This is a genomic window from Streptomyces sp. N50, from assembly GCF_033335955.1.
Lineage (GTDB): Bacteria > Actinomycetota > Actinomycetes > Streptomycetales > Streptomycetaceae > Streptomyces.
Genome location: NZ_CP137549.1, coordinates 3,408,805 through 3,429,974, shown reverse-complemented (window position 1 = coordinate 3,429,974; position 21,170 = coordinate 3,408,805). Strand labels below are relative to the sequence as shown.

Here is a 21,170-nt window from a genome sequence, read left to right as displayed (position 1 = left end):
GCACGATAGAGGGTGGCACTGACAACGTGGGCTGAGCTGGGGATTCGTCCCGTTGCGGTCGCGCTACGGCTGGGTGGGCAGGTACGGCGCCGTCGACGGCAGGCCCAGGTCCGACGGGAGCAGGGAGCCCACCCAGCAGTCCCGTCGTACGCCCTTGTTGTTGAGCGCGGAGCGGAGCGTGCCCTCGATGGTGAAACCGGCGTGTTCGGCCACCGCGCGAGAGCCCTTGTTGCCGACCTCCGCGCGCCATTCCACGCGGTCGACCGACAGGCGGGTGAAGGCCCAGCGGGAGACGGCGACGGTGGCCTCGGTGATGTAGCCGTTGCCGCGGTGCTCCTTCGTGGCCCAGAAGCCGACCTCGCCGACGCCCAGGGAGCGCATCGTGATCGCGAGCATGCCCACCAACTCCCCTCCGGGGAGTCCGGGGAGTCCGGGGAGAAAGACGCCGAAGGTGAACATCGAACCGTTCTCCCAGCCCTCCGGGGCCAGTTGTTCGGTGAAACTCCGCGCGTGCTCCAGGAGGTAGGGCGAGGGGATCGTCGTCCAGCGCTGGATCTCGGGGTCCTGGGCGGCGGAATACACGACGCCGGTGTCCTGCGGGCCGACGGCGCGCAGGAGGAGACGGCCGGTCGTGAGCGTGACGGGTTCCATCGGCCGATTCTGCTCGGGGGCGCACAAGGACGCCATACTTTTGCGCTGCGTGAGCGGGTGATCACATTTCGCGCAATTCCTCGGAGGGACGCGGCACCATCGGCGACCCCCGGCCGTTGTCCCCTTTGAAGCAGATTTGAAGGAGTGGACGGTCGGCGTCCCCGGCAGGCTCCCGGCGTGGCGGGGTCCTCGCATACGATGGCCGTTGCTCAGTCATGTCATTGGAAACCGACCGTCCCAGGCCCGACCGGCAAGGAGACCAACCCCCGTGTCCGTCCTCTCGAAGATCATGCGTGCAGGCGAAGGCAAGATCCTGCGCAAGCTGCACCGCATCGCGGACCAGGTCAACTCCATCGAAGAGGACTTCGTCGACCTCTCCGACGCCGAGCTGAAGGCCCTCACCGAGGAGTACAAGCAGCGCTACGCCGATGGTGAGACCCTGGACGACCTGCTCCCCGAGGCGTTCGCCACCGTGCGCGAGGCCGCCAAGCGCGTCCTCGGCCAGCGTCACTACGACGTGCAGATGATGGGCGGCGCGGCCCTCCACCTCGGCTACGTCGCCGAGATGAAGACCGGCGAGGGCAAGACCCTGGTCGGCACCCTGCCCGCGTATCTGAACGCCCTCTCCGGGGACGGCGTCCACCTCATCACGGTGAACGACTACCTGGCCGAGCGCGACTCCGAGATGATGGGGCGCGTCCACAAGTTCCTGGGCCTCGAGGTCGGCTGCATCCTGGCCAACATGACCCCGGCCCAGCGCCGCGAGCAGTACGCGTGCGACATCACGTACGGCACGAACAACGAGTTCGGCTTCGACTACCTGCGCGACAACATGGCGTGGTCGCAGGACGAACTGGTACAGCGCGGCCACAACTTCGCGATCGTCGACGAGGTCGACTCGATCCTCATCGACGAGGCCCGTACGCCGCTGATCATCTCCGGCCCGGCCGACCAGGCCACCAAGTGGTACGGCGACTTCGCCAAGCTCGTCACCCGCCTGAAGAAGGGCGAGGCGGGCAACCCGCTCAAGGGCCTGGAGGAGACGGGCGACTACGACGTCGACGAGAAGAAGCGCACGGTCGCCATCCACGAGGGCGGTGTCACCAAGGTCGAGGACTGGCTGGGCATCGACAACCTCTACGAGTCGGTCAACACCCCTCTGGTGGGCTACCTGAACAACGCCATCAAGGCGAAGGAGCTCTTCAAGAAGGACAAGGACTACGTCGTCATCGACGGCGAGGTCATGATCGTCGACGAGCACACCGGCCGTATCCTCGCCGGCCGCCGCTACAACGAGGGCATGCACCAGGCGATCGAGGCGAAGGAAGGGGTGGACATCAAGGACGAGAACCAGACCCTCGCCACGATCACCCTGCAGAACTTCTTCCGCCTCTACGGCAAGCTCTCCGGCATGACCGGTACGGCGATGACCGAGGCCGCCGAGTTCCACCAGATCTACAAGCTCGGCGTCGTCCCGATCCCGACCAACCGGCCGATGGTCCGCAAGGACCAGTCCGACCTGATCTACCGCACCGAGGTCGCGAAGTTCGAGGCGGTCGTCGACGACATCGCCGAGAAGCACGAGAAGGGCCAGCCGATCCTCGTCGGTACGACGTCGGTCGAGAAGTCCGAGTACCTCTCGCAGCAGCTCGCCAAGCGCGGCATCCAGCACGAGGTGCTGAACGCCAAGCAGCACGACCGTGAGGCGCCGATCATCGCCCAGGCCGGCCGCAAGGGCGCCGTGACCGTCGCGACCAACATGGCCGGCCGCGGTACGGACATCAAGCTCGGCGGCAACCCCGACGACCTCGCCGAGGCGGAGCTGCGCCAGCGCGGCCTCGACCCCGAGGAGCACATCGAGGAGTGGGCCCAGGCCCTGCCCGGTGCTCTGGAGAACGCCGAGCAGGCGGTCAAGGACGAGTTCGAGGAGGTCAAGGACCTCGGCGGTCTCTACGTGCTGGGCACCGAGCGGCACGAGTCGCGCCGTATCGACAACCAGCTGCGTGGTCGTTCCGGCCGACAGGGCGACCCGGGCGAGTCCCGCTTCTACCTGTCCCTCGGCGACGACCTGATGCGGCTGTTCAAGGCCCAGATGGTCGAGCGCGTGATGTCGATGGCGAACGTCCCGGACGACGTGCCGATCGAGAACAAGATGGTCACGCGCGCGATCGCGTCCGCCCAGTCGCAGGTCGAGCAGCAGAACTTCGAGACCCGCAAGAACGTCCTCAAGTACGACGAGGTCCTCAACCGCCAGCGCGAGGTCATCTACGGCGAGCGCCGCCGCGTCCTGGAGGGCGAGGACCTGCAGGACCAGGTCGTCCATTTCATGGACGACACGATCGACGCGTACATCACCGCGGAGACCGCCGAGGGCTTCCCGGAGGACTGGGACCTCGACCGTCTGTGGGGTGCCTTCAAGCAGCTCTACCCGGTGAAGGTCACCGTCGAGGAGCTGGAGGAGGCGGCCGGGGACCGGGCCGGTCTGACCGCCGAGTTCATCTCCGAGTCCATCAAGGACGACATCCACGAGCAGTACTCGGGCCGTGAGGAGCAGCTCGGCTCCGAGATCATGCGTGAGCTGGAGCGGCGGGTCGTGCTGTCGGTCCTGGACCGCAAGTGGCGTGAGCACCTCTACGAGATGGACTATCTCCAGGAGGGCATCGGGCTGCGCGCGATGGCCCAGAAGGACCCGCTGGTCGAGTATCAGCGCGAGGGCTTCGACATGTTCACCGCCATGATGGACGGCATCAAGGAGGAGTCCGTCGGCTACCTGTTCAACCTGGAGGTCCAGGTCGAGCAGCAGGTCGAGGAAGTCCTCGTGGAGGACGACAAGCCCTCCCTCGACAAGGAGGACACGGTGCCCGCGCAGGCGGGCTCCCGTCCCGAGATCCGCGCCAAGGGGCTCGACGCCCCGCAGCGGCCGGACCGGCTGCACTTCTCCGCGCCGACCGTGGACGGCGAGGGCGGCATCGTCGAGGGCGACTTCACCAGCGACGACGAGCCCGTGCGCTCCGAGGCGGACGGCCTCACGCGCGCGGAGCGCCGCAAGCAGGGTCGCCGGGGTAGCCGCCGCAAGAAGTGACGGTCGCTCCGCGGGTTGAGCGGTGAGCCGTGGCGGGCGGCCCCTTGAGTGAGGGGTTGAGCTTGCCGGGGCCGCCGCTTCCCGCGAGGAGATCTTGAAGGGCCGGGCATCGTCAAGGTGCCCGGCCCTTTGGCGTGCGGGCGTTGCGCGAGTGTGTGCGGGTTGCGGGCGGCGCGGGGGCCGCGGTGGGTGCGACACGGGGCGTCGACCGGCGCGGGCGGGGGCGCCCGGCGCAGGGGTGTGGTTGCCTTGCCCGCCAGCCCGCCAGCCCGCCAGCCCGCCAGCCCGCCAGCCCGCCAGCCCGCCAGCCCGCCAGCCCGCCAGCCCGCCAGCCCGCCAGCCCGCCAGCCCGCCAGCCCGCCAGCCCGCCAGCCCGCCAGCCCGCCAGCCCGCCAGCCCGCCAGCCCGCCAGCCCGCCAGCCCGCCAGCCCGCCAGCCCGCCAGCCCGCCAGCCCGCCAGCCCGCCAGCCCGCCAGCCCGCCAGCCCGCCAGCCCGCCAGCCCGCCAGCCCGCCAGCCCGCCAGCCCGCCAGCCCGCCAGCCCGCCAGCCCGCCAGCCCGCCAGCCCGCCAGCCCGCCAGCCCGCCAGCCCGCCAGCCCGCCAGCCCGCCAGCCCGCCAGCCCGCCAGCCCGCCAGCCCGCCAGCCCGCCAGCCCGCCAGCCCGCCAGCCCGCCAGCCCCCCCCCCCCCCCCCCCCCCCCCCCCCCCCCCCCCCCCCCCCCCCCCCCCCGCCAGCCCGCCAGCCCGCCAGCCCGCCAGCCCGCCAGCCCGCCAGCCCGCCAGCCCGCCAGCCCGCCAGCCCGCCAGCCCGCCAGCCCGCCAGCCCGCCAGCCCGCCAGCCCGCCAGCCCGCCAGCCCGCCAGCCCGCCAGCCCGCCAGCCCGCCAGCCCGCCAGCCCGCCAGCCCGCCAGCCCGCCAGCCCGCCAGCCCGCCAGCGCTGGCCCGCTGCAGCCGCCGTAGGTCCGGTCCGCCGTCAGCCCGCCCTGGTCCGCCGCAGCCGCTGTAGGCCCCGGTCCGCCGTCTGCCTCCTCAGTCGTCGTCCTGGTGCGGGGCGCGGGGGCCGCCCAGTTCCACTGCCGTGCAGCGCCAGCGGAGGTCCGCGCCGCGTTCCAGGCGGAAGGCCATGGCCCGTACCTGGTCACCGGCGCCGATGCGGGCGAAGGCCTCCACGGCGCCCTCGCGGGCGACGTAGTAGCCGATGTCGCGAACCACCGGGCGGGTGCCGCGGGTGGCGCGCAGGGGACCGTGTTCCGCGAGGCGGGCCAGGTCGTCGTAGGCGCGGCCTGCGGTGTGCCGGAGCATCCAGTGGACGGGCTTCTGACCGCTCAGCACGGCGAGGAGGCGGTCGGCGAAGAGATCGGTGGGGCGGGGCTGCGGGACGCGGTTACGGGCGGCTTGGGCGGGGACGGAGTGGGGTTCCGCTCGGCCTGCCACGGGAGTGGGCGTCGTAGGGGCTGTGCGGTGGCTCGGCGTCGGCGTGAGGGCCATAGGGGCTGCGCCCCTGCCCGCGGCCGGCGTGGGAGTGGCGGAGGCTGCGCCTCGTCCCGCCGCAGCTGTCGTACGAGGCCCGCGTCCCGGAGCAGTTGCCGGGCGGCCGTCTCCCGGCGCCGTGCGGGTCGCGCCCTGGCCGGGAGCCGCAGACGGGGTGCCCGTGCCCGTCGCCGGAGTCGCGCTCTCCGCCGCAGGCGCCGTACGGGACGTTCCCCCGCCCTGTCCGCGAGGCGCACCCGTGCCGGGGCGGCGTGGGTCGCGGCGGGTCGGAGGGCGGGTCGGGGTGTGCTGGGCGGTCCTGGTCATGACCTTGTGCATGGGGTCCCCGTTTGGTCGGCCCGGGATGTACCGGGAAGTAACTTCGTGGTTGGGGATCTTGTACGGGGCCATGGGCGGGGGCCGCAAGGAAGGGGCGGCGCGGGTCGGAGGGGCCGGATTGTTCACTTATTCGAGTGATTGAGGGGCCTCGAAGCCCGTCGGCGCAAGGGTGTCCCGGGTGAATTTGAGGCGTGGGGTGGACGCCTCTGACGGTCCGGGTGGGGACTCGATAGGGGACCCGCGCACGTATCCTGGAGCCCTCCCGGAGGCGCGGCACCGTCCGCGGAACCCGTCTCCCGAGACACTCTCCGAACCACGGAACCGAACCACCGAACCGAACTACGAAAGCGGTCAGCCATGCGCGTCTACGTCCCCCTGACCCTCCCCGGTCTCGCCGAGGCGTACAAGACGGGTGAGCTGGGGACGGGACCCTTCGTCGCCTACGCCGTGACGCCCGCGCTGCGCGAGTGGTACCTCTCCGACGACATCGAGGAGTTGGAGTACGCGGCGCTGAACCGGGCCGCGCTCGGCTCGCTGCGGCTGCTGGCGGTCCACCCCGACGCGCCGCGGCGCCGGGTCGTGGTCGCCGTCGACGTACCAGACGGCACCGCGCACGCCGACCCCGACCGCGGACTCGACCCGGCGGCGCTCGGCGAGGTACAGGTCGGCGGAACCGTGGCCCTGGCCAAGGCGGCCGCCGTGCACGTGGATCTCGGGGACGCGGAGGGCGACGTGAGCGCCGCCGCCGACGCGCTTCCGGCGGCCGACCGCGGGGACGACGACGCGCAGTTCGTCGTGGACGGGGCCGAGGACCACGAGCTGCTCTGGTACGCGACGCAGGAGATCCCGAACCTCGTCGGGCTGGCCGACTGAGCCTGGCCGACTGGGCCTGTTCCGCGCCGGTATATGACCGTTGACCTGCGATTATCTTGATTGTCAGTGGCGGCGGGTACTTTTTTGGCATGGGGATGCAAGGAAGCGCGCACATCGTCTGGGACTGGAACGGCACGCTGTTCCACGACAATGACGCGATCATCGGGGCGACGAACGCGGCGTTCGCCGAGTTGGGGCTGACGCCGATCACGATGGAGGAGTACCGGACGCTGTACTGCGTGCCGGTGCCCAAGTTCTACGAGCGGCTGCTGGGGCGGCTGCCCACGGACGCCGAGTGGGAGGTCATGGACGTGACCTTCCATCGGTACTACACCGAGCACCGCGTCGTCTGCGGGCTCACCGAGGGCGCGGCGGACCTGCTCGCCGGGTGGCGGACCGCGGGTCGCAGCCAGTCGATCCTCAGCATGTACGGCCATGACGAACTCGTCCCGCTGGTAAGGGAGTTCGGTATAGAACCGCACTTCATACGGGTCGACGGGCGCACCGGCCCCTCCGGCGGCAGCAAGGCCGAGCACATGGTGCGGCACCTCGGGGCGCTGACCGGCGTCGACCCCGCGCGCACCGTGGTGATCGGGGACGCGGCCGACGACGCGGTGGCCGCCCTGCACGTGGGCGCGCGGGCTGTGCTCTACACCGGCGGTTCGCACAGCCGGGCCAGCCTCGAGGTCGTGGGCGTACCGGTGGTGGACTCGCTGGCGGAGGCCGTCGCGGAGGCGGAGCGGCTGGCGGCGTGACGGTGACCGGTGACCTGCCGGTCGGTGTGACGGGGCGCGGCGCCTCAAAACCGCGCCTTCTGAAGCACCGCGCCTCAAGAGCCCTGTACCTCGGAGACGCGGCGCCTCAGAGACGCGGCGCCTCAGGAGAAGCCGCGCGTCGTGCCGCGAGGCCGGCTGCCGTCCCGCCGGGCCGGCTGCCGTCCCGTCACGCCGACCGCCCAGGTCACGTCACCGGCGCCTTCGCCCGCAGCACCGTCAGGAACTCCCGCATCCAGCTGGAGTGATCCGGCCACGCGCGGGCGGAGACCAGCGTGCCGTCGACCACCGTCTCGGCATCCTGGAAGGTCGCGCCGGCGGACTGCATGTCGAGTTCGAGCGCCGGGTACGCCGTGACGCGCCGGCCGCGCAGGCCGTCGATCGCGGCGGTGAGCAGGGGGCCGTGGCAGATCTGGGCCACGGGCTTGTCCGTGTCGAAGAAGGACTTGAGGATCTTGCGGAGTTCGGGATCGTTGCGGAGGTACTCGGGGGCCCGCCCGCCGGGGATGACGAGGGCCGCGTACCGGCCGGGATCGACCTCGGAGAAGGCGAGATCGGCGGGCCAGGTGTAGCCGGGCTTCTCGGTGTAGGTGTCGAAGCCGGGTTCGAAGTCATGGACGACGAACTGGAGCTTCTTGCGCTCGGGGGCGGCGATATGGACCTCGTAGCCCTCCTCGCGCAGGCGCTGGTAGGGGTAGAGGACCTCCAGCGACTCCGCTGCGTCGCCGGTGACGATGAGGATCTTCGCTGTCATGTCGGTGCGCTCCTCCGTGGCCGTGGGATGCGTCTTCGCCGGGCGTCATGGACTCACCCGCCCGTGGGCTCATGGGCAACGTGCCGCGCGCCGGGGCTCTTGCCAAGGGCCCTCGCGGCTCCGGCGTCGTCACCGTCCCGACTGCCCGTGAATACGACGATTTCATGTGCTGCGCCCCTGTGCATAACGTCAAAGTTCCACCCTCTGTTTTGTACACAACCGGCTCATGACGAGCCCCCGGTGAGGAGAGATAGCCTTGTGGCGTGATCAGCGCGATATTTCGCGGGGGCATCGTCGCCCCTGCTCCGCGCCCGGCGACCACGGAATACATCCGTGACCGGGCGGCGGTCGCTGGTCCTCCCAGGGCCTGTCCGACAGGCCCGCGCGGGCGGGACGGAGCTCCCAGGGCTCCCAGGACGCCGTGCACACCCCAGGTACCGGCGCGACAGAGAGCAGCGTCACACCCGTCGGGCGTGCCGAAAATGGCTGATAACCCACCGCTCATCTCACCTTGCGGCATAGCGTCTGAGCAGACCGGAGAACCCGGGCCGTGGCGTCGAGCCGCAGGGGAAGAGACCGTACTTCCTTCTACGTCACGCAACGGCGCGCGACAGGAGCCAGAGGACAATGCAGACCAAGCTGGACGAAGCCAAGGCCGAGTTGCTCGAGAGGGCTGCTCGGGTAGCTGAGAACAGCCCGGTCGGGGGGCACCTACCCACCGGGACGACGGACGAGAGCACTCCGGACCAGGAGACCGTGCTCGCGTTCCTCCAGCGCTACTACCTGCACACCGCCCCGGAGGACCTCGCGGACCGCGACCCGGTCGACGTCTTCGGTGCCGCCTTCTCCCACTACCGGCTGGCCGAGACCCGCCCCCAGGGCACGGCGAACGTACGGGTCCACACCCCGACGGTCGAGGAGAACGGCTGGACGTGCAGCCACACCGTCGTCGAGGTCGTCACCGACGACGTGCCCTTCCTCGTCGACTCGGTGACCAACGAGCTGACCCGCCAGGGCCGCGGCATCCACGTCGTCATCCACCCGCAGATCGTCGTCCGCCGCGACCTCACCGGCAAGCTCGTCGAGGTGCTCACCACCCCGCCCGCCGGAGAGCTGCCGCACGACGCGCACACCGAGTCCTGGATCCACGTCCAGATCGACCGCGAGACCGACCGCGCCGACCTGAAGCAGATCACCGCCGACCTGCTGCGCGTCCTGTCCGACGTCCGCGAGGCCGTCGAGGACTGGGAGAAGATGCGGGAGTCGGCCCTGCGGATGGCCGACGAGCTGCCCACCGAGCCGACCGCCTCCGACCTGCCCTCCAGCGAGGTCGAGGAGGCCCGCCAGCTGCTGCGCTGGCTGGCCGCCGACCACTTCACCTTCCTCGGCTACCGCGAGTACCAGCTCCGCGAGGACGACTCGCTGGCCGCCGTCCCCGGCACCGGCCTCGGCATCCTGCGCTCCGACCCGCAGCACGGCGGCGAGGACAGCCACCCGGTGAGCCCGTCCTTCGAGCGGCTCCCGGCCGACGCCCGGGCCAAGGCCCGCGAGCACAAGCTCCTCGTCCTGACGAAGGCCAACAGCCGTTCCACGGTGCACCGTCCGTCGTACCTCGACTACGTGGGCGTGAAGAAGTTCGACGAGAACGGCGAGGTCGTCGGCGAGCGCCGCTTCCTGGGCCTGTTCTCCTCCGCCGCCTACACCGAGTCCGTCCGCCGGGTTCCCGTGATCCGGCGCACGGTCGACGAGGTGCTCGAAGGCGCCGGCTTCTCGCCCAACAGCCATGACGGGCGCGACCTGCTCCAGATCCTGGAGACGTACCCGCGCGACGAGCTGTTCCAGACCCCGGTCGACGAACTCCGCTCCATCGTCACGTCCGTGCTCTACCTGCAGGAGCGCCGACGGCTGCGCCTGTACCTGCGCCAGGACGAGTACGGCCGCTACTACTCGGCGCTCGTCTACCTCCCGCGCGACCGCTACACCACGGGTGTACGCCTGCGGATCATCGACATCCTTAAAGAAGAGCTCGACGGCATCAGCGTCGACTTCACCGCCTGGAACACCGAGTCGATCCTCTCCCGGCTGCACTTCGTGGTCCGCGTCCCGCAGGGCACCGAGCTGCCGGAGCTGTCCGACGCCGACAAGGACCGCATCGAGGCCCGCCTGGTCGAGGCCGCCCGCTCCTGGGCCGACGGCTTCGGCGACGCGCTGAACGCCGAGTGCGGCGAGGAGCGCGCGGCCGAACTGGTGCGCCGCTACGGCAACGCCTTCCCCGAGGGCTACAAGGCGGACCACTCCCCGCGCGCCGCCGTGGCCGACCTGGTCCACCTCGAACAGCTCACCGAGGAGCAGACCTTCGAGCTGAGCCTCTACGAGCCGGTGGGCGCCGCCCCCGACGAGCGCCGCTTCAAGATCTACCGCAAGGGCGCCCCGGTCTCCCTCTCGGCCGTGCTGCCGGTCCTCAGCCGCCTCGGCGTCGAGGTGGTCGACGAGCGGCCGTACGAACTGCGCTGCTCGGACCGTACGACGGCGTGGATCTACGACTTCGGGCTGCGGATGCCCAAGTCGCAGAACGGCGGGGACCAACTCGGCGACGACGGACGTCAGCGGTTCCAGGAGGCGTTCGCCGCCACCTGGACCGGGCAGGCCGAGAACGACGGCTTCAACGCGCTGGTGCTGAGCGCCGGGATCGACTGGCGCCAGGCGATGGTGCTGCGGGCGTACGCCAAGTACTTGCGGCAGGCCGGTTCCACCTTCAGCCAGGACTACATGGAGGACACCCTCCGCAACAACGTCCACACCACCCGGCTGCTCGTCTCCCTGTTCGAGGCGCGGATGTCGCCGGACCGGCAGCGCGCCGGGCGCGAGATCGTGGACGCCCTCCTCGAAGAGGTCGACGCGGCGCTCGACCAGGTGGCGAGTCTCGACGAGGACCGCATCCTGCGCTCCTTCCTGACCGTCATCAAGGCGACCCTGCGCACCAACTTCTTCCAGGAGGCGCTCGGCGGGCACGCGCACGCGTACGTCTCGATGAAGTTCGACCCGCAGGCCATCCCGGACCTCCCCGCGCCGCGCCCGGCGTTCGAGATCTGGGTGTACTCGCCGCGCGTCGAGGGCGTGCACCTGCGCTTCGGCAAGGTCGCGCGCGGCGGACTGCGCTGGTCGGACCGGCGCGAGGACTTCCGTACGGAGATCCTCGGCCTGGTCAAGGCGCAGATGGTGAAGAACACCGTCATCGTGCCGGTCGGCGCCAAGGGCGGCTTCGTCGCCAAGCAGCTGCCCGACCCGAGCGTGGACCGGGACGCGTGGCTGGCCGAGGGCATCGCCAGCTACAAGATGTTCATCTCGGCCCTGCTCGACATCACCGACAACCTGGTGGCCGGCGAGGTCGTCCCTCCGGCGGACGTCGTCCGGCACGACGAGGACGACACCTACCTGGTCGTCGCCGCCGACAAGGGCACCGCGACCTTCTCGGACATCGCCAACGGAGTCGCCGAGAGCTACAACTTCTGGCTCGGCGACGCCTTCGCCTCCGGCGGCTCGGCGGGCTACGACCACAAGAAGATGGGCATCACCGCGCGCGGTGCCTGGGAGTCCGTCAAGCGGCACTTCCGGGAGCTGGGCGTCGACACCCAGAGCGAGGACTTCACGGTCGTCGGCGTCGGCGACATGTCCGGTGACGTGTTCGGCAACGGCATGCTCCTGAGCGAGCACATCCGCCTGGTCGCCGCCTTCGACCACCGGCACATCTTCCTGGACCCGACCCCGGACGCGGCCGTCTCGTACGCCGAGCGCCGCCGCATGTTCGAGCTGCCGCGCTCCAGTTGGGCCGACTACAACACCGACCTGCTGTCGGCCGGCGGCGGCGTCTTCCCCCGTACGGCCAAGGCGATCCCCGTCAACGCGCACGTCCGCGAGGCCCTCGGCATCGAGGACAAGGTCGCCAAGATGACGCCGGCCGACCTCATGAAGGCGATCCTCAAGTCGCGGGTCGACCTCCTGTGGAACGGCGGCATCGGCACGTACGTCAAGGCCGGCACCGAGTCCCACGCGGACGTCGGCGACAAGGCCAACGACGCGATCCGCGTCGACGGCGCCGACCTGCGCGTCAAGGTCGTCGGCGAGGGCGGCAACCTGGGCCTGACCCAGCTCGGCCGGATCGAGTTCGCCCAGCAGGGCGGCAAGATCAACACGGACGCGATCGACAACAGCGCGGGCGTGGACACCTCCGACCACGAGGTGAACATCAAGATCCTGCTCAACGGCCTGGTCACCGAAGGTGACATGACCGTCAAGCAGCGCAACAAGATCCTCGCCGAGATGACCGACGAGGTCGGCGCGCTCGTCCTGCGCAACAACTACGCGCAGAACACCGCGATCGCCAACGCGCTCGCCCAGTCCAAGGACATGCTCCACGCCCAGCAGCGCTTCCTGCGCACCCTGGTCCGCGAGGGCCACCTCGACCGGGCCCTGGAGTTCCTGCCCACCGACCGCCAGATCCGCGAACGCCTCGCCCAGGGACAGGGGTTGACCGGCCCCGAGACGGCCGTCCTCCTCGCCTACACGAAGATCACGGTCTCGGACGAGCTGCTGCACACCACGCTCCCCGACGACCCGTACCTGCGCACCCTGCTGCACGCCTACTTCCCGAGCGCGCTGCGCGAGAAGTTCGCCGAGCAGATCGACACCCACGCGCTGCACCGCGAGATCGTCACCACGGTCCTCGTCAACGACACGGTCAACACCGGCGGCACGAGTTTCCTGCACCGCCTCCGGGAGGAGACCGGGGCCTCCCTGGAGGAGATCGTCCGGGCGCAGACCGCGGCCCGCGCGATCTTCGACGCCGCCGAGGTGTGGGACGGCGTCGAGGCCCTCGACAACACCGTCGAGGCGCCCGTCCAGACCCGTATCCGCCTGCACTCGCGCCGCCTGTGCGAGCGCGGCACCCGCTGGCTGCTCAACAACCGGCCGCAGCCGCTCCAGCTCGCCGAGACCGTCGAGTTCTTCGGCGAGCGCGTCGAGCAGGTCTGGTCCCAGCTCCCCAAGCTGCTGCGCGGCGCGGACCTGGACTGGTACCAGGAGATCTACGACGAGCTGACCGGCGCCGGTGTCCCGGCCGAACTCGCCACGCGCGTGGCCGGCTTCTCCTCCGCCTTCCCGGCGCTCGACATCGTCTCGGTGGCCGACCGCACGGGCAAGGACCCGATGGACGTCGCCGAGGTCTACTACGACCTCGCCGACCGCCTCCACATCACCCAACTCATGGACCGCATCATCGAGTTGCCCCGCGCGGACCGCTGGCAGTCCATGGCCCGCGCCTCCATCCGCGAGGACCTGTACGCGGCCCACGCGGCCCTGACCGCCGACATCCTCGCGGCGGGCAACGGCACCTCGACCCCCGAGCAGCGCTTCGTGGCCTGGCAGGAGAAGAACACGGCGATCCTGGGCCGGGCGCGCACGACCCTGGACGAGATCCAGGGCTCGGAGACCTTCGATCTGGCCAACCTGTCGGTGGCGATGCGCACGATGCGAACGCTGCTGCGCACGCACTCGTAGTTCCTACGACGACTGGGGCGCCCCGGGCCGCAATGGCCCGGGGCGCCCTTTTCATGGAGTGCCTTAGGAGATTTCGAGGGGAGGGCTTACTTGGCCGCGCTAAGCCTGGTGAGGTGACTCTGAACATCACCGAGGAACGTGCGACCGGCGCTCCCGTCCGACCGGTGCGCAAGGTCGTCCTGGAAGTCGTGAAATTCGGGATCGTCGGCGGCAGCGGCGTCCTGGTCAACTTCGCGGTCTTCAACGCCCTGCTGCACGGCCTGCGCTGGCCCGCGATGCTCGCGACCGTCCTGGCCAGCTGCGTCGCGATGGGCGCCAACTACCTCGGCTTCCGCTACTACACCTACCGCGACCGCGACGCCCCCGGCGCCCGCCGGATCGCCCTGTTCTTCGTCTTCAGCGTCATCGGCGTGGCCATGGAGAGCGGCCTCTTCTACGTCGGCTACCACGGACTGGGCCTCCACGGTCCGCTTGAGGCGAATGCCGTGAAGGCCCTGTCGATCGTGCTCGCGTCCGCGTTCCGCTTCCTGGTCTACCGCACGTGGGTGTTCCAGGACGAGGACCTCTGACGGCTGGTTCTCAGGCGACCCTGCCCGCCGGAGCCGGCGCCGGAGCGGCGTCCTTGGGCTTGTCGGCGCCGCCCGTGAAGGCCTCGTACGCCTCCAGGACCTCCTCCGTCGGCCCGTCCATCCGCAGCTCGCCGCGCTCCAGCCACAGCACGCGGTCGCAGGTGTCGCGGATCGACTTGTTGTTGTGGCTGACCAGGAAGACCGTGCCCGCGTGCTGGCGCAGCTCGCGGATCCGCTCCTCGGAGCGCCGCTGGAACGACCGGTCGCCCGTCGCCAGCGCCTCGTCGATCAGGAGGACGTCGTGGTCCTTGGCGGCGGCGATGGAGAACCGCAGCCGGGCGCCCATGCCGGAGGAGTACGTCCGCATCGGCAGTGTGATGAAGTCGCCCTTCTCGTTGATCCCGGAGAAGTCGACGATGCCCTGGTAGCGCTCCTTGACCTGCTCGCGGGACATGCCCATGGCCAGGCCGCCGAGGTACACGTTGCGCTCGCCGGTCAGATCGCCCATCAGAGCCGCGTTGACGCCGAGGAGGGAGGGCTGGCCGTGGGTGTAGATACGGCCGTTCTCGACCGGGAGCAGGCCCGCGACGGCCTTGAGGAGGGTGGACTTGCCGGAACCGTTGGTCCCGATGAGCCCGATCGCCTCGCCCTTGTAGGCGACGAACGACACCTTCTTGACGGCGTGCACCTTGCGGACGCCCGCCGCCTTCTCGGTCTTCTCCCGGCGCATCATGCGGTTCAGGGCGGCGGTCGCGGAGCCGCGTCCGGCGCCGGTCCCGTTGACCCGGTAGACGATGTCCACGCCGTCGCAGACGACGGTGGGGATCGTGCTGTCGGCGGCCACGCGGGTCCGCTCGGTGTGGTACTCGATGGTCTGCTCAGCCACGGCCGTACGTCTCCTCAGCCTTCCAGAAGTAGATGAAGCCGCCGACTCCGGCGATCAGCGCCCAGGCGGTCGCCGCCGGCCACACGTGCGGGGGGAGCTGGCTGGAGTGGAAGCTGTCGATCAGCGAGTAGCGCATCAGGTCGATGTAGACGGCCGCCGGGTTGGTCTCCAGGGCCAGCGTCACGATGTGCGGCAGGTGGTCCTTGCTGGTCAGCTTGTCGATGCTCCACATGACGCCGGAGACGTACATCCAGGTGCGCAGGACGAACGGCATCAGCTGCGCGATGTCCGGAGTCTTCGCGCCCATCCGGGCCATGATCATCGAGACGCCCGCGTTGAACGTGAACTGCAGGAACAGCACCGGGACCGCCATCAGCCAGGAGAAGCTGATCGGCACACCGAAGCAGAGCAGGATCACGACCAGGGCGGCCATCGAGAACAGCAGCTGCTGGAGCTGCTGCAGCGCGAACGAGATCGGCAGCGCGGCCCGCGGGAAGTGCAGGGCCCGGACCAGGCCGAGGTTGCCCGAGATCGCCCGGGTGCCCGCCATGATCGAGCTCTGCGTGAACGTCCAGATGAACACGCCCGTCACCAGGAACGGGATGTAGTCCGGCACGCCGCGCTTGGTGCCCAGCAGGATGCCGAAGATGAAGTAGTACACCGCCGCGTTCAACAGCGGCGTCATCACCTGCCAGACCTGGCCCAGTTTCGCCTGGCTGTACTGCGCGGTCAGCTTGGCGGTGGCGAACGCGGTGATGAAGTGCCGGCGCTCCCACAGCTGGCGGACGTACTCGCGCAGGGAGGGGCGGGCGCCACTGACCGTGAGGCCGTGGCGTGCGGCGAGCGCCGCGAGGTCGTCTTCGTCGGCCGGAGCCGGCGAAGGGGGCGGTGTGTGGAGGACCTGGCTCACATCCGCTGCTTTCGCTCGGGGGGAGGGGGTGCGTGCGTCCGGCTGCCGTGTCCCGTCGCCCGGCGTTTCCTTACGCTTCTCTTTACGTTCTCTTACGTCGGAACGGGACCGTATCGTCGCAACGTGAGCGTAGGCGGATTCGGCGTCGGAACGCAACCGTTTCGTCGTGACGGATGTGATGGGGCCGTTAGGTTTTGGGCCGGGACGGGCCTGTTGCGTCGATACGGTCTGGGCAGGCGGGGGTGGACGGTGGGATCTTGGCGTGGGGACGGGCCGGGTGCGTCGCGAGGACGGACCGGTTCCGTCGCGAGGGCAGGCCGGTTCAGTCGCGGCGACGAGCCCGTTGCGTCCCGACGTGCCGCCCGCTGCCCGCGGGCGCCGCGCGTCGCCCGCGTCACGACGAGCCCGTTTCGTCGCAACGCACCACACACGCGCCGCGTCGGAACGCAACCGTTTCGTCGCAACGCCCCTATGCTTGGGCTATGACGACGAACGCCGACGAGCCCCAGACACGTCAGCGCCGCCGCACCCCCGCCGGGGCGGCCGTACTCCGCGAGGATGTGACCGAAGCCATTCGGGCGGCGGTCTTCGAGGAGTTGGCGGCGGTCGGGTATGCCCGGATGTCGATCGAGGGGATCGCGCGTCGCGCGGGGGTGGGCAAGACGGCGGTGTACCGCCGCTGGCGTTCGAAGCTGCACCTGGTGCTCGACGTCGTGTCGGCGATCGCGGTGATGGGACTGCCGACGCCGGACACCGGTTCGCTGGAGGGCGACCTCCGGATGCTGTACGAGGTGACGTCACGGGCGCTGCGGCACCCCGTCGCCTCGCAGATCATCCCCGACCTCCAGGCCGAGGCCGCCCGCAACCCCGAGATCGCCGACGCCATGCAGAAGGCGCTGCGCGAGGGCCAGGAGGGCGTGGCCAGCAAGATCCTCGCGGCGGCGGAACGGCGTGGCGAGCTCGGCCCCGGCATGGATGAGGACCTCGCCCTGGACCTGATCTCCGGCCCCCTGTACTGGCGTGCCGTGGTGATCCGCAGCCCGAAGCTGCCGAAGGGCTACCTGGGGGCGCTGGCCCGGGCGACGACGGAGGGGCTCAAGGCGTTGTAGGGCTCCGCCGTACCCGCAGGTCAGCCAGCGCCCCCGTGGTCCAACCGCCGCGCCAGTTCCCCGAGTTCGGCCACCCGCAGCACCCGGCCACCGAACCCCGGCAGCGGTACATGCAGGGCCTCGACCCAACGCTCCGGGATCGCGGCGCCCCCGTACACCGCCCCCGCGAGGCCGCCCGTCACGGCGGCGACGGTGTCCGTGTCGCCGCCGAGGTCGATCGCGGCGCGTACGGCGTCCTCGTAGGTGGCCGTGGTCCGCAGGGCCCACACGGCGGAGGCGAGGCAGGGCCAGACGGCGCCGTTGAACTCCGTCGCCAGGTCGGGGTGCCAGTCCGGGGCGAGGACGACGCCGTAGCGCTCCCGGTGGTCGGGGTGGACGTACTGGAGGGTCTCCTCGACGGCGACGAGCGGGGCGCCGCCCTCCAGCGCCACGCGCACCAACTCATGGAAGACGGCGGTGCCTTCCCAGGCCGCGCGGTCTCCGTGGGTGAGCGCGGCGATGCGGCGGGCGGCGTCCATCGTGGCGTCGCGTCCCGCGCGCGCGAAGTAGACGGCTGACGGAGCAGCGCGCATCAACGCACCGTTCCCGGCGCCCCGTTGGCTCGACTGGAAGTGCAGGGCGGCGGCCAGGTCCCAGGGGTCACCGCTGGTCAGCACGGCCTCGGTCTGCAGGCCGATGTCCTTCGGGTCGGCGGCCGCCCATCGCGTGAACCGCCGGAACATGTCCGGGAGTTGGAGCCCGTCGCACTCCAGCAGCGACTCCGCGACGAGTACGGCCATCTGCGTGTCGTCGGTCGCCTCGCCCGGGTCCCAGCCGCCGCCTCCGCACATCTCACCGCCCTGACCGGCCACCGGAAACCGGGCGGAGAAGGTGCCTTCGGGACCGAACTCGAAGGGCGCGCCGAGAGCGTCGCCGACGGCGGAGCCGAGGACGGCGCCCAGGGCGCGTTCCGACCGGGAACAGCTGCTCACCGGACTGGAGTTCATCAACAGCCGCTCATCGAGCTGGAGTTCATCAACAGCCTCTCACCGTGCCGGAGTTCACCAACAGCCGCTCACAAGGCCGGAGTTCATCAGGCGCGCGCCGCCCCCGGATGCAACCGCACCCATCCCTCCCAGGCCGACGCGATCATGTCGTCGACGTCGTGCTTGGCCTTCCAGCCCAGTTCGATGGTGATGCGGTCGGCGGAGGCGACGACGCGGGCCGGGTCGCCGGGGCGGCGGGGGTGGACGGTCGGGGGGCGGTCGTAGCCGGTGATCGCGTTGACGCGGTCGATCATCTCGCGGACCGAAACGCCTTCGCCGCGGCCGATGTTGAGGGTGAGGTCGCGGCCGGGGGAGGCCTGGAGGGCGCGGGCCGCGGCGACGTGGGCCTCGGCCAGGTCCACGACGTGGATGTAGTCGCGGACGCAGGTGCCGTCCGGGGTGGCGTAGTCGTCGCCGAAGACGCGCGGGGGCGCGTTCTCGGTGAGCTTCTCGAAGACCATGGGGACGATGTTGAAGACGCCCACGTCGGCGAGTTCGGGGGCGCCGGCGCCGGCCACGTTGAAGTAGCGCAGGGAGGCCGTCGACAGACCGGTCGCCCTGCCGGTCGCGCGGACCAGCCACTCACCCGCCAGCTTGGTCTCGCCGTACGGCGACATCGGGACGCAGGGCGTCTCCTCGGTGACCAGTTCCACGTCCGGCATGCCGTAGACGGCCGCCGAGGACGAGAAGACGAAGGACGGGACGCCGGCCGTGGTGACCGCCTCCAGGAGGACGCGCAGGCCCTCGACGTTCTCCCTGTAGTAGTGCAACGGCAGGTCGACCGACTCGCCGACCTGCTTCTTCGCCGCGAGATGGACGACTCCGGTGACGTCCTGGTCGGCGAGGGTGCGGGCCACCCGTTCCGCGTCCAGGGTCGAACCCACCACCAGGGGTACGCCGTCGGGCACGCGCTCGGCGATGCCGGTGGACAGATCGTCGTAGACGACCGCCTGCTCGCCCGCCTCGGTCATCGCCCTCACGACGTGCGCCCCGATGTAGCCGGCGCCGCCGGTGATCAGCCAGGTCATGTGCGGCCGTCCCCTCCGTCACTGGATGTCGTTCGACCCGCGCGGGTGCTGCGTCCCCCGCGCGTTCCGGCCCACAGTCAATCAGGCGCCGGAGTGTGCCGAGGTCAGCTGCTGCGACTCCCCGTAGGGGCCGGGGGACCGCACGCGCGTGTGCGTCGTCGCCGGGAGCGGCCTCGACGACCGCCACAGCCGGACGAACGAGAGGACGGCCGCGGCGGCCAGCAGACCATTGCGTACGACCATCAGGGTGCAGCCCGTCCAGGTGCTGTGGATGACGTCGACGTAGAGGACGGGAAACTCGACGGAGCTGACCGCGCTCGCCGCCACGATCAGCGCGGCCACCAGGCGCTGGGTGGTGTGCCGCGAGGTCAGACAGACGGCGGCCAGGCCGAGCAGCCAGATCATGTACTGGGGGCTGATGACCCGGCTGGTCACGGTGAACAGCAGGACGGCGCTCAGCGCGGCGTCGTACGGGGTCGCGTCGGTCCAGCGGCGGGCCCGGAGCCGCCACCACAGCAGCAGCCCGAAGGCGACCGCCGTGAGCGCGAGGGAGGCGTCGGCGACGGCGGAGACGTACGGCCCCGTGAACTCCATCGCGCCGTACCGGTAGTGCACCTGACCCGGCCAGCCGACGTGGGTGGCCAGGCCGAGGGCGGTACCCCCGAGGGACTCGATCTGCACCCCCCGGCCGCCTTGCTGACGCAAGAAGGCAAAAGGATTGTTGAACAAAACCACGAGAGACATGAGCGACAAGACCCCCGTCCCCACGGCCCACGACCACACCGACCGCGTCGTCCGCCCCCTCGGCGTCCCCAGCAGCACCAGCGCCGGCCACACCTTCACCAGCGCGCCCAGCGCCGCGAACGCGCCGCACACGCGCGTGGAGCGCGACAACGTCAACAGGGAGATGACGGCGAACGCCGTGACCTGCACGTCGTAGCGGACGAGGGGCATGTGCAGGAGGAGCGGGAGGCAGGCGATCCAGTACGCGGCGCCACGCAGGCTGTGGCCGGGGCGGGTGCCCGCGCGGGCCAGGACCAGGGTGATCACGGCGTCGGTCGCGAGGGTGAGGACGACGAAGGCCTGGAAGTACGTCAGGTCCGGCAGCAACGCGGGCGCCAGCAGGACGGGACCGGCGCCCGGCGGGTACTGCCACAGCGGGTCGTGCGCCGGGAACGCGCCGTGCGACAGCACGCCGTACCAGTGGTGGTAGAGGCGCCACACCTCCCGCGCGACCCCGCCGTGGCCGAGCAGGGGGAGGCCGTTGTACGCGAGGAGGAGCAGCATTCCCGCGCGGGTGGCGAGCCAGGCGAGGGTGAGGGCGAGGAGGCGGTGTCTGCGGGCGGCGTTCATCATGGCGGATCGTAAGCCGGGTGAATGCCGCAGGAATGCTAATACACCGTCAATCGTCGGTAAGAGCTTGCTAACAGTACAAAATCAGCCAGGTGGACAGCCAGGACGAGGACGAGAACAAGCGGCGACTCCGGTGGACGAGGACGGAGGCCGTGGCGGTGTTCGTGCCGACGGCCGCCATGCTCGCGCTGGGGCTGTGGGGGCTCGACCGCGGCGGGATGTGGGGCGACGAGGGCGTCACGTTCCTGGTCGGGCGGCGCACGGTGCCGCAGATCTGGCACCTGCTGCACGGCGTCGACGCGGTGCACGGCCTGTACTACCTCCTCATGCACTTCGTCCTCGCCGTCCACCCAGGCGAGGTGGCCCTCCGCCTACCGTCCGTGTGCGGCGCGACGGCGACAGCGGGCCTGGTCGCGGCCCTCGGCGTCCGCCTGGCCCGCCCCCGAGTCGGCCTCTGGGCCGGCCTCCTCTACGCGATCACCCCACTGACCGGCCACTACGCCCAGGAGGGCCGCTCCTACGCCCTCGTCGCGGCGGGCGTGGCCGGGGCGACGCTGCTCCTGGTGAGGGCGCTGGAGGAACCACTCGGCCGCTCCTGGTGGCCGTACGGCGCCGTCCTCGCCGTGACCTTTCTGCTGCACGAGTTCGCGGTCCTGGTGCTGTGCGCGCACGTACTGACGCTGGCGGCGGCGCGAGTGCGCAGGGAGGTGTGGCTCGGCTGGGGGTGCGCGGTAGGTGTCGCGCTGGGCGCCCTGTTGCCACTTGCCTGGGTATCCCAACGCCAGTCGGCCCA

The 21,170-nt window shown here is 70.7% G+C and carries 14 protein-coding genes and 1 pseudogene; 7 read left to right on the top strand and 8 right to left on the bottom strand.

Translation table 11 applies throughout. The annotated features are described in order from the left end of the window. Positions 1 to 63: 63 nt before the first annotated feature. Entirely contained in the window at positions 64 to 651 is a 588-nt protein-coding gene (locus tag R2B38_RS14975) for a GNAT family N-acetyltransferase (RefSeq protein ID WP_318016680.1), read from the bottom strand. 268 nt (positions 652 to 919) lie between these two features. On the opposite strand from R2B38_RS14975, the gene secA reads away from it, so the two are divergent. Then, positions 920 to 3,733 carry a preprotein translocase subunit SecA gene (gene secA, locus R2B38_RS14970; protein WP_318016679.1) on the top strand — a complete coding sequence of 938 codons (2,814 nt, stop codon included), beginning with the start codon at positions 920 to 922 and terminating at the stop codon, positions 3,731 to 3,733. Positions 3,734 to 4,761: 1,028 nt separating this feature from the next. Here the strand turns inward: secA and R2B38_RS51305 are convergent. Continuing rightward, the gene (locus R2B38_RS51305) at positions 4,762 to 5,166 is read right to left on the bottom strand and encodes an Rv3235 family protein (RefSeq protein WP_411978454.1); all 405 of its coding nucleotides are present in this window, start codon (positions 5,164 to 5,166) and stop codon (positions 4,762 to 4,764) included. 732 nt (positions 5,167 to 5,898) lie between these two features. On the opposite strand from R2B38_RS51305, the gene R2B38_RS14960 reads away from it, so the two are divergent. Both R2B38_RS14960 and R2B38_RS14955 read left to right on the top strand, forming a co-directional pair. Then, on the top strand, positions 5,899 to 6,414 hold the full coding sequence (locus tag R2B38_RS14960; protein WP_318016677.1) for a DUF6912 family protein: 516 nt from the start codon (positions 5,899 to 5,901) through the stop codon (positions 6,412 to 6,414). Between the two features lie 89 nt (positions 6,415 to 6,503). After that, positions 6,504 to 7,169 carry an HAD family hydrolase gene (locus tag R2B38_RS14955; RefSeq protein WP_318016676.1) on the top strand — a complete coding sequence of 222 codons (666 nt, stop codon included), beginning with the start codon at positions 6,504 to 6,506 and terminating at the stop codon, positions 7,167 to 7,169. A 205-nt stretch (positions 7,170 to 7,374) separates the two neighbouring features. Here the strand turns inward: R2B38_RS14955 and R2B38_RS14950 are convergent, their stop codons facing one another. Beyond that, entirely contained in the window at positions 7,375 to 7,941 is a 567-nt protein-coding gene (locus R2B38_RS14950) for a DJ-1/PfpI family protein (RefSeq protein WP_318016675.1), read from the bottom strand. Between the two features lie 627 nt (positions 7,942 to 8,568). Between R2B38_RS14950 and R2B38_RS14945 the strand changes: the two genes are divergently transcribed. Both R2B38_RS14945 and R2B38_RS14940 read left to right on the top strand, forming a co-directional pair. Then, entirely contained in the window at positions 8,569 to 13,497 is a 4,929-nt protein-coding gene (locus R2B38_RS14945) for an NAD-glutamate dehydrogenase (RefSeq protein WP_318016674.1), read from the top strand. Positions 13,498 to 13,610: 113 nt separating this feature from the next. Next, positions 13,611 to 14,066 carry a GtrA family protein gene (locus tag R2B38_RS14940; protein ID WP_318016673.1) on the top strand — a complete coding sequence of 152 codons (456 nt, stop codon included), beginning with the start codon at positions 13,611 to 13,613 and terminating at the stop codon, positions 14,064 to 14,066. 10 nt (positions 14,067 to 14,076) lie between these two features. On the opposite strand, the gene R2B38_RS14935 is transcribed toward R2B38_RS14940, so the two are convergent. Together R2B38_RS14935 and R2B38_RS14930 are read right to left on the bottom strand one after the other, a co-directional pair. Continuing rightward, positions 14,077 to 14,952, bottom strand: a complete 876-nt coding sequence (locus tag R2B38_RS14935; protein WP_318016672.1) for an ABC transporter ATP-binding protein — start codon at positions 14,950 to 14,952, stop codon at positions 14,077 to 14,079. Continuing rightward, the gene (locus R2B38_RS14930; RefSeq protein ID WP_318016671.1) at positions 14,945 to 15,862 is read right to left on the bottom strand and encodes an ABC transporter permease; all 918 of its coding nucleotides are present in this window, start codon (positions 15,860 to 15,862) and stop codon (positions 14,945 to 14,947) included. Before R2B38_RS14930 ends, R2B38_RS14935 begins: the two co-directional genes overlap by 8 nt. Positions 15,863 to 16,344: 482 nt before the next feature. Between R2B38_RS14930 and R2B38_RS14925 the strand changes: the two genes are divergently transcribed. Beyond that, complete coding sequence (locus tag R2B38_RS14925) at positions 16,345 to 16,971, top strand: TetR/AcrR family transcriptional regulator (RefSeq protein WP_318016670.1); 627 nt, start codon at positions 16,345 to 16,347, stop codon at positions 16,969 to 16,971. Between the two features lie 20 nt (positions 16,972 to 16,991). Here the strand turns inward: R2B38_RS14925 and R2B38_RS14920 are convergent, their stop codons facing one another. From R2B38_RS14920 to R2B38_RS14910, 3 genes are all read right to left on the bottom strand, one after another. Further along, entirely contained in the window at positions 16,992 to 17,957 is a 966-nt protein-coding gene (locus tag R2B38_RS14920; protein ID WP_318016669.1) for an ADP-ribosylglycohydrolase family protein, read from the bottom strand. Between the two features lie 86 nt (positions 17,958 to 18,043). Continuing rightward, entirely contained in the window at positions 18,044 to 19,024 is a 981-nt protein-coding gene (galE, locus tag R2B38_RS14915; RefSeq protein WP_318016668.1) for a UDP-glucose 4-epimerase GalE, read from the bottom strand. Positions 19,025 to 19,105: 81 nt separating this feature from the next. Then, entirely contained in the window at positions 19,106 to 20,377 is a 1,272-nt protein-coding gene (locus R2B38_RS14910; RefSeq protein WP_318021685.1) for a glycosyltransferase family 87 protein, read from the bottom strand. A 179-nt stretch (positions 20,378 to 20,556) separates the two neighbouring features. On the opposite strand from R2B38_RS14910, the pseudogene R2B38_RS51300 reads away from it, so the two are divergent. Continuing rightward, positions 20,557 to 21,075 (top strand): annotated as a pseudogene (locus tag R2B38_RS51300) (glycosyltransferase family 39 protein); the annotation flags it as partial. Positions 21,076 to 21,170: the final 95 nt, after the last annotated feature.

What these genes read in the sequence shown, in the direction of transcription:
- R2B38_RS14975 (WP_318016680.1), bottom strand. Translation starts at nt 651, where the DNA reads ATGGAACCCGTCACGCTCACGACCGGCCGTCTCCTCCTGCGCGCCGTC.
- R2B38_RS14960 (WP_318016677.1), top strand. Translation starts at nt 5,899, where the DNA reads ATGCGCGTCTACGTCCCCCTGACCCTCCCCGGTCTCGCCGAGGCGTAC.
- R2B38_RS14955 (WP_318016676.1), top strand. Translation starts at nt 6,504, where the DNA reads ATGGGGATGCAAGGAAGCGCGCACATCGTCTGGGACTGGAACGGCACG.
- R2B38_RS14950 (WP_318016675.1), bottom strand. Translation starts at nt 7,941, where the DNA reads ATGACAGCGAAGATCCTCATCGTCACCGGCGACGCAGCGGAGTCGCTG.
- R2B38_RS14945 (WP_318016674.1), top strand. Translation starts at nt 8,569, where the DNA reads ATGCAGACCAAGCTGGACGAAGCCAAGGCCGAGTTGCTCGAGAGGGCT.
- R2B38_RS14925 (WP_318016670.1), top strand. Translation starts at nt 16,345, where the DNA reads ATGACGACGAACGCCGACGAGCCCCAGACACGTCAGCGCCGCCGCACC.
- R2B38_RS14920 (WP_318016669.1), bottom strand. Translation starts at nt 17,957, where the DNA reads ATGAACTCCAGTCCGGTGAGCAGCTGTTCCCGGTCGGAACGCGCCCTG.
- galE (WP_318016668.1), bottom strand. Translation starts at nt 19,024, where the DNA reads ATGACCTGGCTGATCACCGGCGGCGCCGGCTACATCGGGGCGCACGTC.
- R2B38_RS14910 (WP_318021685.1), bottom strand. Translation starts at nt 20,377, where the DNA reads ATGAACGCCGCCCGCAGACACCGCCTCCTCGCCCTCACCCTCGCCTGG.